Below are 12,213 nucleotides of genomic sequence, written 5' to 3'. Positions count from 1 at the left end.
GATGGGGCATTTAACGCCAAAGGATGAGAAACGCATCATTAAGCTGATTGAAGAATGGTCAGAGCCGAAGCTGACTTGGCCTTTGCTAGTTGAGGCCTGCAAAGAAAAACTGGGTATCAGTCGTGCTCGCCAGTCCCTGATGAAACTACCTGCCGTGGATTTAGCGATGAAGAATTGCAAGGCGGCATTGAAGGCTCAGAAGTTGAAGTCGGGCTGGATTAGCGATATTCAGGTAGCCAACGAGCACATTGAGAAGCTGACAGCAAGCAATCAGAAGCTGCTAGCTGCTGTTCGAGATATGCATAGCCGGTTTTTGATCTGGCAAGCCAATGCGGATATGCACGGGCTAACGCAATCGATGTTGGAGCGGCCGGTTTCACAGCTTCGAAAAAAGACCTGATCCGGTGTCAGAAATTTACCTGGAAAAGACTCAGCTACGACCTGAAATCCGAGCATTCGGACCATACTCCGCGCTACGTTCTGGAAGGGGAATGGATAGCCCCCACCACTACCAACCACCGGGCAGAACAGATGCTGCTGCACCAAGGCCGGCCGAGGAATTTGAGTGGTACCGTGTGAGTAAGGCGGAAGGGAACGTACGCAACCATGGGCCGGAATTGATCCAGCCGATCGAGGTAGACGACGAGGCCTGACCACCATTGAATCAACCCAGATACGTAGTCAGTGCTGACTGTCCGCTTCTGGCGATCTCGGCAAGTGCCGACAGGCAGAAATCGGCCCAGACCGTGTAAAAACGCAGCAAGCGATGGTAATCAACTGCCGGTGGATTTTCTCAGCGCCCAGAAGGCCTCCGGATGCACAATCAGGCGCATTCGGTGATTCTGGTTGCTATGGCACTTTAGGCTTCGGCATGACTGATGGAGGACGGTAGGACTCGTAAAACAGGCCTCAGGCCTTCATCGCTGCCATCAGGGCACCGCTGCCCAGCAAGTTCAACACGCGTTTGAAGTTGTAGGCGAGCACATGCAGGCTCATCTCGGTGCTCACCCGGTCGAGCGTTCGGGTGAGGAAATGAGTAGCGCCCATCCAGGCCTTCAACGTGCCGAACGGATGCTCCACCGTCTGACGGCGGATGCGCATCATCTCCGGTGCCTGATCCAGGCGAGTCTGCATCGCATCGAGCACCGACTCATGCTCCCAGCGACTCACCCGGCGCTGTGCGCTCGGTGTGCACTGATCTTTCAACGCACACCTTTGGCAGTTCGAACTCCAGTAACGGTGCAGCTTTAGTCCTTTCTCGACGTGTGAGAAGCGCCAGATCAGGCTTTGCCCTGCTGGGCAACGGTACTCGTTCCTTGCTGCGTCATAGATGAAGTCACCTTTGCCAAAGCGGCCAGCCGCTGTCGCTCCCGACGTCAGCGTCTTGGGCACGAAAGCGGTGATGCCAGCTTCGTGGCAGGCGAGGATTTCCTCACTCTTGAAATAGCCTCGGTCAGCGACCACCGAGAGCGCTTCCACGCCCATCGCTTCCCGCGCCTGCATGGCCACGTTACTCAATTGGTCACGGTCGACACCGTCGTTGGTGACTTCGTGCGTCACGATCAGGTGATGCTTCGCATCGACCGCAGCTTGGACGTTGTAACCGACCATCCCGGTGCCGCGCGTCATCATCGAGCGTGCATCAGGATCGGTCAGTGAGATCTGCTTGTCTGGGGCGGTTTGGAGCTGGGTCTCGATGGCCTGGAGTTCCTGCATCTTCACTTTCAACGCCGCGATCTTGCTGTGCAGTCGCTCGACCTTGGCTTGTGCCACGGCAGGCTCCTGCCGATCGGCAGTGTCCAGAGCGGTAAGGTAGCGGCTGATGCTGGATTCGATTTCCTCCATCCGCCGTTGCAACTTAGCACTGGTGAAGTTGCGATCACGATTGTTGACCGCCTTGAACTTGCTGCCGTCGATAGCCACTAGCGCTTCGGCGAACAGACCGAGCTGCTGGCACAGCACGACGAACTGCCGACAAACGCCGCGGATGGCCTTACCGTTGTCCTTACGGAAGTTGGCGATGGTCTTGAAGTCCGGCATCAGGCGCCCGGTCAACCACATCAGCTCAACGTTGCGCTGGGTCTCTCGCTCAAGGCGGCGACTGGACTGGATGCGATTGAGGTAGCCGTAGATGTAGATCTTCAGCAGGACGGCAGGATGGTAAGCAGGCCTACCAGTTTCTGCGGGGACAACACCCTCGAAACCGAGTCGACCAAGGTCGAGTTCATCGACGAACACATCGACCACACGCACCGGGTTGGTGTCCGCCACGTAGTCATCCAGGCTCTCGGGAAGCAACACACTTTGGCCTCGATGCTCTCCCTGGATAAAACGCTTCATCGGCATTCCCCACTGATTTGAATCCATCAAATCACAGCAAGGTCGATGCCAGCGTTTTTACACAGCCTGGGCCAGAAGCGGACATTCACTCAGCTGGCTTCGCGCCGCTCCTAGTTCACAGAGAAGTGAATAGTCACATCGACCCGGCCTAGAGCTTCGGCTAGCTCATTGGGGCTATCGACACGACCAATCCGGGTGTAGGAGTAGGTCGACTCAAACGTCCGGTAGAAAATCACCAGCGTATCCGTGCCATACAGCATCAGATCACCATTGCGGATCGTGCCGGGCCTTACTGCGCTGGCTGGCAGCCGCTGCGGCAGGCTTGCATATTTCTCGTTGGCGTTGAGTTCGCTCATGTCCAGGGTAAGGGGTAATAGCTGTGCAAGTGCCCGTGAGGTCTCGCTATCGTCCAGGGTGATTGCGAAGCGGTGTTCGCCAACGGTCATCCACATACGATCCTCCTTCAGAGTTGTCTCCGCGAATGCGCAGCCACTGAGCATTAACAACAGGCAGAGCCGGACGCCCGAGAGGCAGAAATGTTGGCTGAGCTTATTCATATCGAAGACTCCCCCCCCTCAACCTGGCTGGCCCGTCTGCGCACGCATGGCCAAAACGGTAAGGGCTGCGCCAAGCAGCAGAATGGCTGCACTTGCAGTAAAGGTGCTCTGGTAGCCGCTGTTGTCGAACAACCAGCCGCCCAGTGTTGAGCCCGATGCAATGGCTAACTGCACCACTGCCACCATCAGCCCACCACCTGCCTCGGCATCATTAGGCAGCACTTGTGCAATCCAGCTCCACCAGCCAACAGGCGCTGCCGTGGCCATCAGCCCCCACAGGCCCAGCAATATCGCCACCGGAACGACCCAGCTACCGGCAGGGATCAGCGCGAGGGCAATAACCGCCATCAGCACTGGAATAGTAAACAACGTGCGATACAGGCCCTTTTTCAGTAGTGAGCCGATGAACAGCGTTCCACCCAAACCGGTTACGCCAATAACCAGGAGGATCAATGACAGCGAAGTAGCATCGACCAAGGTCACCGTTTCGAGGAAGGGCCGGAGGTAGGTGAACAGAGCAAACTGCCCCATGAAGAAGGCTCCGCAAGCCGCCATGCCGAACGCCGCCGAGCGAGTCCCAAGCAGCCTGAAAACAGTGGGTGCAGGACTCTTTCGCACCTGGGCCCTCATACTCGGAAGGCTGAGCCACTGCCAGACTAGTGCGATGAGCGCTACCGGCACCAGGCAGAGGAACGCCCCACGCCAACCGATTACCGAGCCCAGGTAGCTGCCCAGCGGCGCCGCGATCACCGTGGCCAAGGCGTTGCCACCGTTGAAGATGGCCAGCGCCTTGGGCACCTGATCATCGGGCACCAGGCGCATGGCCGTGGCTGCCGACATTGACCAGAAGCCACCGATGACCACTCCTAGCAATGCTCGTCCCACCATGTAGAGGGTGAAGCTCGGCGCGAGCGCTATCACCACGCCGGAGATCGCCATCAGGCCCGTCAGGATGAGCAGAAGCATCTTGCGATCCATGCTCCCGGCCAGCCAGGTAATCGACAGGCTGGTCAGCACGGCGAACGCACCGGAGATGGCGATACCTTGCCCTGCAACGCCTTCGCTGACCTGAAGATCCGTTGCCAGTGGCGTCAGCAGACTGACGGGCATGAACTCCGAGGCGATCAGGGCAAAGACGCAGAGCGTCATTGCCAAGACCCCACCCCAGTGACTGGGGCGGGAAAGCGGCTGGTCGGTGGCTATGGCGATGGCGCCTGGATGGTCGGCAAGTTGGCTAGTCATGGTGCCTGCCTGGCCGATCACTTCAGGGCGTTCTGGAAGAACTGGGTGAGCTTGTCGAAAGGAATCAGATTCACCCGGTCATACAGGTCGACATGCCCGGCGTTGGGGACGATGAAAAGCTCCTTGGATTCGCCGGCCAAGCGGAAGGCTTCTTCGCTGAACTCGCGCGAGTGAGCGCTCTCGCCGGCAATAAAGAGCATCGGCCGCGGGGAGATTGTCTCGATATCCGCGAACGGGTAGAAGTTCATGAACTTGATATTGCTGGTCAACGTCGGGTGGGTAGTCAGCTCTGGGCTGGAGCCCGCCGGGCTGAACTCGCCTCGCACAGTGCGATAGAAATCGAAGAACTCACGCTGGATTGGGTGGGTATCGTCCGACAGCTCATGCACGGTGCCGCTGGTGTACTGAGTCTTGCCGTCGGTGAACTCCACGTAACGCTGCTCAGCTGCTGCGGCGATTGCCAGCTTGCGCTGCTCCAGCGTTTGCGAATGCTTGAGGCCGTCGCGATTGGCCGCCCCCATGTCATACATACTGACAGTTGCAATCGCCTTCATGCGCGGGTCGATCTTGGCCGCACTGATGACGAAGCTGCCGCTCCCGCAGATGCCCAGCACACCGATGCGCTGCCGATCCACGAACGCCTGGGTGCCGAGATAATCGACGGCTGCACTGAAATCTTCCGCGTACATGTCGGGGAGAACGGCGTTGCGCGGGCTACCCTCGCTCTCGCCCCAGAACGACAAGTCCAACGCCAAGGTAACGAAGCCTTGCTCCGCCAGTTTTTGGGCATACAGGTTGGAACTCTGCTCCTTCACTGCCCCCATGGGATGGCCAACGATGATAGCCGGGCTGCGTGCGGACTTACTTACGCTCTTGGGGATGAACAGATTGCCCACCACCTTCAGCTGGTACTGGTTGTTGAAGCTGACCTTCTCCATGGTCACCTTGTCGCTCTTGAAGAAATTGTCTGCACCGTTGGACATGTCGGCTCCGAGAGCCGTGAATGAGCTGAGCAGAAGGCCCAGCGCCAAAAAAAGTCTGTTCATGGGATCGTCCTCTCACGGGTTGAAGACAATCGTCGAGCTGGCTCTGGCGATTGCGTGGGCCCGCTCGCGTATGAAGACGCAAGGGGGAGAGAGAACATTGTCGTGAAAGAATTAGTCTTTGATTAGCTAATGAATGCTTAAAGCCGCTATAAGCTCTTCTACTCAATCAGAGGATAGGCACATGCCTCGGCATAACTTCAACGACCTCCAGGCCTTCGTGACAGTGGCTCGTGAAGGCAGCTTCACGCGCGCGGCAGCGCACCTGGGCGTCACCCAGTCGGCGGTCAGTCAGGTGGTGTCTGGGCTGGAGGCACGGCTACAGATTCGCCTGCTCACACGCACCACCCGCAGTGTTTCGCTGACGGACGCTGGTGAACGATTAATGGAGGCTATCGGCCACCGCTTCGATGAAATCGAAGCCGAGCTGGATGCCTTGACCGAGCTACGCGACAAACCGGCCGGCACGGTGCGTATCACCTGTGGTGACAACATCATCAAGACGACCTTGCTGCCCAAGCTGATACCCGTCCTGGAGGCCTTTCCGGATATCAAGCTCGAATTCGATATCAACTACGGCTTCCGTGACATCGTGGCTGAGCGTTTCGATGCTGGCGTGCGCTTCAGCGGGACGGTGGCTCAGGACATGATCGCGGTGCCCATCGGCGGCGATCTGCGCATGGCAGCAGTAGCAGCCCCCAGCTATTTCGTCGAACACCCCATCCCCACGCACCCTAATGATCTGGCTGCGCATCGCTGCATCGATATCCGCTTCCCAACCTATGGTGGAGTGGATGCCTGGGAGTTCGAGCGCAAAGGCAAAAAGCTGAGGGTGAGGGTCGAAGGGCAACTGGTGTTCAACACCACGACCCATATTGCGGACGCCGCCGTCGGCGGCTTGGGAATCGCCTATCTACCCGAAGACGAGTTCGCCCCTCACCTTGAGGAGGGCCGGCTGATTCGTGTGCTGGAGGACTGGTGCGAGCCGTTTTCCGGCTATCACCTCTACTATCCAAGTCGTAGACAACCATCGCCTGCATTCGCGCTCGTACTCGAAGCGTTGCGAGTAACGAGGTAGAGCCAAAACGACGGATTGGCTAAACATCGTGTCCTCGATGTCCGCTTTTGGCCCAGGCTGTGTAAAAACGCTGGCATCGACCTTGCTGTGATTTGATGGATTCAAATCAGTGGGGAATGCCGATGAAGCGTTTTATCCAGGGAGAGCATCGAGGCCAAAGTGTGTTGCTTCCCGAGAGCCTGGATGACTACGTGGCGGACACCAACCCGGTGCGTGTGGTCGATGTGTTCGTCGATGAACTCGACCTTGGTCGACTCGGTTTCGAGGGTGTTGTCCCCGCAGAAACTGGTAGGCCTGCTTACCATCCTGCCGTCCTGCTGAAGATCTACATCTACGGCTACCTCAATCGCATCCAGTCCAGTCGCCGCCTTGAGCGAGAGACCCAGCGCAACGTTGAGCTGATGTGGTTGACCGGGCGCCTGATGCCGGACTTCAAGACCATCGCCAACTTCCGTAAGGACAACGGTAAGGCCATCCGCGGCGTTTGTCGGCAGTTCGTCGTGCTGTGCCAGCAGCTCGGTCTGTTCGCCGAAGCGCTAGTGGCTATCGACGGCAGCAAGTTCAAGGCGGTCAACAATCGTGATCGCAACTTCACCAGTGCTAAGTTGCAACGGCGGATGGAGGAAATCGAATCCAGCATCAGCCGCTACCTTACCGCTCTGGACACTGCCGATCGGCAGGAGCCTGCCGTGGCACAAGCCAAGGTCGAGCGACTGCACAGCAAGATCGCGGCGTTGAAAGTGAAGATGCAGGAACTCCAGGCCATCGAGACCCAGCTCCAAACCGCCCCAGACAAGCAGATCTCACTGACCGATCCTGATGCACGCTCGATGATGACGCGCGGCACCGGGATGGTCGGTTACAACGTCCAAGCTGCGGTCGATGCGAAGCATCACCTGATCGTGACGCACGAAGTCACCAACGACGGTGTCGACCGTGACCAATTGAGTAACGTGGCCATGCAGGCGCGGGAAGCGATGGGCGTGGAAGCGCTCTCGGTGGTCGCTGACCGAGGCTATTTCAAGAGTGAGGAAATCCTCGCCTGCCACGAAGCTGGCATCACCGCTTTCGTGCCCAAGACGCTGACGTCGGGAGCGACAGCGGCTGGCCGCTTTGGCAAAGGTGACTTCATCTATGACGCAGCAAGGAACGAGTACCGTTGCCCAGCAGGGCAAAGCCTGATCTGGCGCTTCTCACACGTCGAGAAAGGACTAAAGCTGCACCGTTACTGGAGTTCGAACTGCCAAAGGTGTGCGTTGAAAGATCAGTGCACACCGAGCGCACAGCGCCGGGTGAGTCGCTGGGAGCATGAGTCGGTGCTCGATGCGATGCAGACTCGCCTGGATCAGGCACCGGAGATGATGCGCATCCGCCGTCAGACGGTGGAGCATCCGTTCGGCACGTTGAAGGCCTGGATGGGCGCTACTCATTTCCTCACCCGAACGCTCGACCGGGTGAGCACCGAGATGAGCCTGCATGTGCTCGCCTACAACTTCAAACGCGTGTTGAACTTGCTGGGCAGCGGTGCCCTGATGGCAGCGATGAAGGCCTGAGGCCTGTTTTACGAGTCCTACCGTCCTCCATCAGTCATGCCGAAGCCTAAAGTGCCATAGCAACCAGAATCACCGAATGCGCCTGATTGTGCATCCGGAGGCCTTCTGGGCGCTGAGAAAATCCACCGGCAGTTGATTACCATCGCTTGCTGCGTTTTTACACGGTCTGGGCCGTTAGCGACCACTGCTCTGGCTGGCCATCCTTATCGCTACCTGCAGCCGTCAGCCCTGGAGCGAAGGAAAACTGGTCGGGCAGAAAGCCCCGCTCCGGCTTAGAGATATCTGGGCCATCCGAGTAAGGCTGCAAATTGCAGAAAGAACCCGGGATCTGGCTCTCTTCGATCTGGCCCTCGACAGCAAGCTTCGAGCCTGCGACTTAACCAAACTTCGTGTGCGCGACGTTGCTCATGGTGAGCACGTGTCATCACGAGCCATGGTTATGCAGCAGAAAACGCAGCGGCCGGTGCAGTTCGAGATCACTGAGCAAACACGGTCTGCTCTCGCGGCCTGGAGAGCACCGTTCGATATCTGGGGATTGAGGTCGATGATGCCCTAGAGATGGCGGAACAGACCGAGGTTTGACCATGCATAGCGACGGTTGAAGCCAGGCCGTCGCTAACCGGCCAAAAGCGGGCTTTAGATGGCAGTCCCACTTGGACTGTCAAGGTTCGCTACGGTGTTAGCTGCGGCTACCAATGCATCAACTGATTCGACCGGATATGGCTGGACGGCAACGGTTCCCGTTGTCTCGGAGGGCGCTGACTGGACGCTAGAGAGGGCATCTGTCGCGGCCTCTTGGCGAGTAGCACCTGGCTGGCAGCTCGTTGCGCCATTTCCTGGCAGGCAGAGGGACACACGATCAGAAGGTAACTGGGGTATTGACCCAGAGAATACGCGCTTCGCTGTCGCCACCGTTTCGGTAACCATGGGGTAGGCTGCTGGGAAAATGAAAAGCATCGCCCGCCGTCAGGCTGTAGGTGTGCTCACCGATAGTAAGCTCGATACTGCCCGTGAGTACGTAACCCATTTCCTCGCCGGGATGCTCAATCAGACCATCGCTGGCCACCCCTGGAGCCACAATGTGGATATTGCCCTGCAGCAGGCCGCCCTTCTGCAGATGGGTGATGCGCTCCAGACCGATCTCGCCATCCTTGTTGCGTTTGACGAAACGCTTCACCGGCCTGTCTCCAGCACGCAGCACCGGCTCATCGGATACCCACTCCTCCGATGTGAGTGTCGACACGTTGCTACCCAGGGCCCCTGCCAGGCGGTGAAGCATCGCCAGCGAAGGTGACGCCGCATCGTTCTCCAGCTTGGAGATCAGACTCTCCGAGCAGCTGGCGGCGACGGCCACCTGCTTGAGGGTCAGCCCGGCAACCTTGCGTGCATGGCGCAGGCGCATGCCCAGGCTGGGCAGACCGTCGGTGTGGTGAGCCTTGGAAGAAGGGGTAGGACTGGGTTTACGCATGCGCATCTCAATCAATGAGTGACAAAGGGGAGCAGCTATGAGCGGCGCAGTATCGTCCAAGGCGGGCGCGGAGTTTAAGCCGTGCCCACCTCACCGCCACTGCTAGCCGTCAAGCCAAGCCCGTGCCAGAGGGCTTAAACCTGCCAGCCGATTAGCCGGCACTGACCACAAAGTGCACTTCCACCGGATTCAGGTCGTTGATCGGCACGATGTCCTGTGGGCAGGCCGACATCACCACCACGCAGTCCATGGCTGCCTGGATCTCCACGTAGTCACCGGCCTTGGATACCGGAGGCAGCCACTCGATGCTGTAGTCCGAATTGACCGGAATGTTCATCCACAGGTTGAACGGCTGAGGAACTTCGCGGGCACGCAGACCGATGGCCTGCAAGGCCAGGCGCATATTGTCGGCGCAGCTATCGTGGTAACCCTCAACACCGAGGTTGGTGTAGCGATGCAGATCGCAGGCGGCGATCAGGGTGTCGTGCACGCCTGGCGAGGTGTCGGTGAGCAGCGTGCCGATGGTCCGGCGGCGGTTGCTGAACAGCTCGTCACCCGCCTTCGGAATGATTCGGTCGATATGCGCGCGGGCATGTTCCATGGAGAGGAATTCGCTGAGGTCTTTGGCATTGAACAGCCAGGTGTCGCACACCTGGGTGCCGTGGGTGTTGATGATCTTGATGACCTCACCCGCCTTCAAGCGCACGGCACGGCCGCAGCGTGCCGGCACGGTGTAGGTCTTGCCGAGTTCCGGCGTACCGTCGGCCGACAGCGGCTCATTGAGGGTGGCGTTGGTGCCCAGCGAGGCGCCGTTGTCGAGCTGGCAGCAGGCGGGGTAATCGTGGGCGTGGTTCGAATGGCTCATGGTCGCTCCTAGGTGGGCAAGGACAGGTCAGGCTTGTTCGGCCAGTTGGACGAGGCTCCAGGCCAGCGCACGGGCGCCGACTTCGAGCTGGGAAGGTTCGGTGTATTCCTTGGGGTTGTGGCTGATGCCGTCGCGGCTCGGCACGAATAGCATGCCGGTCGGGCAATGCGTCGCCAGGTACATGGCATCGTGAAAGGCGCCCGAGCGCAGGCTCAGGGATGCTTCGCCAGTGGCGTCGACGGCCTGCTGAAGCACGTCGACGACAGCTGCATCGAACGCCACTGGCGGATGGCTGAAGAGCATCTGCAGTTCGGCCTGCGCGGGCAGGCAATCGGCCAGCGCCGCGTCGAAGGCGTCCAGCACGGCACTGTCGGCGTGCCGGAAGTCGATGCTGAAAGTCACCTCTCCGGCTATTGTGTTGATCGAGTTGGGCAGCACGTGCCAGCGTCCGAAGGTCAGGCGCTTGTCGGTGCCCGCCAGGCGCTCGGCCAGGGCGTCGATGGCTGGCAGGCAGCCGGTAGCCAGCAGCATCGCATCCTGACGCATGTCCATCGGCGTAGTGCCGGCATGGGCGGAGGCACCATGGCAGCGCACCTGGTACCAGCGCACACCTTGAATGCCGGATACCACGCCAAGCGGCACACCCGCGCGTTCCAGCACCGGTCCCTGTTCGATATGCAGTTCGACGAAAGCATGCGCGGCGATCCTGTCGCGCAGCGGTAGCCCGGCGAAACGTCGGGCATGCTCGTCCAGAGCCTCACCGACACTGACGCCCGAAGCATCCAGGCTGTCTCGATAGGCAGCCATGCGGGTCGGTTCGACGAAGGCGCTGGAGCCCATGGCTCCGGGGCTGAAACGACTTCCCTCTTCGTTCGTCCACACCACCAATTCGATGGGGCGGCGCGTGCGCAAGCCCTGATCGTGCAGCGCCAGCAGGCACTCCAGACCGGCCATCACGCCGTAGCAGCCGTCCAGATGACCACCGCTGGGCTGGGTATCGATATGGCTGCCGGTCATCACCGGCGGGAGATCCTCCAGGCCGTCGAGGCGGATGAACAGATTGGCGCAGGCATCCGTCCATACGCGGCAACCGATACGCTGCGCCTCGCCGATCAGCCAGGCACGCGCCTCGAAATCTTCTGCAGAAAGCGCTTGGCGATTCATCCCGCCGGCCTGTAACGCGCCGAATCCGGCCAGGGTATCGAGCAGGCCATGCAGGCGCTCGGCACGCACCGCCGCCATCACCCGTTCGGCATTCATTGGCACATCTCCTGGCGTGGCGTCAGGCTGCGGTTGAACCAGGGTTTGAGGAACTGCCTCAGGCGGTCGGTGGCGGGTGCCTGGAACATCGTCGCCGGCGCACCGGTTTCGACGATCTGCCCAGCTTCCATGAACACCACCTGGCTGGATATCTGTGCGGCGAAACTCATCTCGTGGGTTACCATGACCATGGTCATGCCGTCGCTGGCCAGGCCGCGAATCACCTGCAGTACCTCTTCTACCAGTTCCGGATCAAGCGCCGACGTCGGCTCGTCGAGCAGCATTAGGCGAGGCTTGACCGCCAGCGCCCGGGCGATGCCGACGCGCTGTTGCTGCCCACCGGACAGTCGTGCCGGATAGGCGCCAATCTTGGCTGCCAGGCCAACCCTTTGCAGAGCGGCCTCGGCCAGCGAGCGCGCGTCGGTTCGGTTCAGACGCTTGCCCAGCAGCAACGGCGCCATGACGTTTTCGAGCACCGTCATGTGCGGCCAGAGATTGAATTGCTGAAACACCATGGCCAGCGGTCGACGTACCTCGGCGATGATGGCGGCGCTGTCTTGGTCGGTTGGGCGCCGTCCGGGGCCGCTGTAACCAAGCAGCTGGCCATCGATCCATACCTCGCCCTGGTCATAGGCTTCGAGGAAATTCATGCAGCGCAGGGCAGTGGTCTTGCCGGAGCCGGAGGGGCCGATGAGCGAGACGATCTCACCAGCCCGCACACTGAGGTCGAAGCGCTGCAGTACGGTATTGGCGCCGTAGGACTTGCCCACGCCGCGCAGTTCAAGAAGGGGCAGGTTGCTCATCGGG

The 12,213-nt window shown here is 59.8% G+C and carries 11 protein-coding genes and 1 pseudogene; 4 read left to right on the top strand and 8 right to left on the bottom strand.

Annotation, left to right across the window (positions count from 1 at the left end; genetic code table 11):
• Position 1 precedes the first annotated feature (1 nt).
• Entirely contained in the window at positions 2-400 is a 399-nt protein-coding gene (locus LW136_RS17915) for a hypothetical protein (protein WP_234173313.1), read from the top strand.
• Between the two features lie 509 nt (positions 401-909).
• Here the strand turns inward: LW136_RS17915 and LW136_RS17910 are convergent.
• From LW136_RS17910 to LW136_RS17895, 4 genes are all read right to left on the bottom strand, one after another.
• Complete coding sequence (locus tag LW136_RS17910) at positions 910-2,340, bottom strand: IS1182 family transposase (protein WP_046622526.1); 1,431 nt, start codon at positions 2,338-2,340, stop codon at positions 910-912.
• Between the two features lie 110 nt (positions 2,341-2,450).
• Positions 2,451-2,897 (bottom strand): cyclophilin-like fold protein, encoded by a 447-nt coding sequence (locus tag LW136_RS17905; RefSeq protein ID WP_008567189.1) that lies wholly within the window; start codon positions 2,895-2,897, stop codon positions 2,451-2,453.
• An 18-nt stretch (positions 2,898-2,915) separates the two neighbouring features.
• A complete protein-coding gene (locus LW136_RS17900; protein ID WP_419586377.1) occupies positions 2,916-4,139 on the bottom strand; it encodes an MFS transporter in 1,224 nt (407 codons plus the stop codon).
• A 17-nt stretch (positions 4,140-4,156) separates the two neighbouring features.
• Positions 4,157-5,185, bottom strand: coding sequence for an alpha/beta hydrolase (locus LW136_RS17895; RefSeq protein ID WP_008567191.1), 1,029 nt, complete (start codon positions 5,183-5,185; stop codon positions 4,157-4,159).
• 181 nt (positions 5,186-5,366) lie between these two features.
• Here LW136_RS17895 and LW136_RS17890 point away from each other — a divergent pair, with 181 nt between their 5' ends.
• The 3 genes and pseudogenes from LW136_RS17890 to LW136_RS17880 all read left to right on the top strand — a co-directional run.
• Positions 5,367-6,260 carry a LysR family transcriptional regulator gene (locus LW136_RS17890; protein ID WP_041016101.1) on the top strand — a complete coding sequence of 298 codons (894 nt, stop codon included), beginning with the start codon at positions 5,367-5,369 and terminating at the stop codon, positions 6,258-6,260.
• Between the two features lie 122 nt (positions 6,261-6,382).
• Positions 6,383-7,813: an IS1182 family transposase gene (locus LW136_RS17885; protein WP_046622526.1), complete on the top strand. Its 1,431-nt coding sequence runs from the start codon at positions 6,383-6,385 to the stop codon at positions 7,811-7,813.
• A 199-nt stretch (positions 7,814-8,012) separates the two neighbouring features.
• Positions 8,013-8,324, top strand: a pseudogene (locus LW136_RS17880) (site-specific integrase); the annotation flags it as partial.
• Between the two features lie 348 nt (positions 8,325-8,672).
• On the opposite strand, the gene LW136_RS17875 reads toward LW136_RS17880, so the two are convergent.
• From LW136_RS17875 to LW136_RS17860, 4 genes are all read right to left on the bottom strand, one after another.
• On the bottom strand, positions 8,673-9,281 hold the full coding sequence (locus tag LW136_RS17875; RefSeq protein WP_128709997.1) for a cupin domain-containing protein: 609 nt from the start codon (positions 9,279-9,281) through the stop codon (positions 8,673-8,675).
• A 151-nt stretch (positions 9,282-9,432) separates the two neighbouring features.
• Complete coding sequence (locus LW136_RS17870; protein ID WP_128709998.1) at positions 9,433-10,146, bottom strand: DUF1989 domain-containing protein; 714 nt, start codon at positions 10,144-10,146, stop codon at positions 9,433-9,435.
• 27 nt (positions 10,147-10,173) lie between these two features.
• Positions 10,174-11,406 (bottom strand): M20 family metallo-hydrolase, encoded by a 1,233-nt coding sequence (locus LW136_RS17865; protein WP_128709999.1) that lies wholly within the window; start codon positions 11,404-11,406, stop codon positions 10,174-10,176.
• Positions 11,403-12,209: an amino acid ABC transporter ATP-binding protein gene (locus LW136_RS17860; RefSeq protein WP_023102008.1), complete on the bottom strand. Its 807-nt coding sequence runs from the start codon at positions 12,207-12,209 to the stop codon at positions 11,403-11,405. Before LW136_RS17860 ends, LW136_RS17865 begins: the two co-directional genes overlap by 4 nt.
• Positions 12,210-12,213 lie beyond the last annotated feature (4 nt).

The sequence above is a fragment of the Stutzerimonas kunmingensis genome (assembly GCF_021432085.1).
In the GTDB taxonomy this organism is placed as follows: domain Bacteria; phylum Pseudomonadota; class Gammaproteobacteria; order Pseudomonadales; family Pseudomonadaceae; genus Stutzerimonas.
Note: the sequence above shows the minus strand (reverse complement) of the source record. Positions and strands in the feature narration are given on the sequence as shown.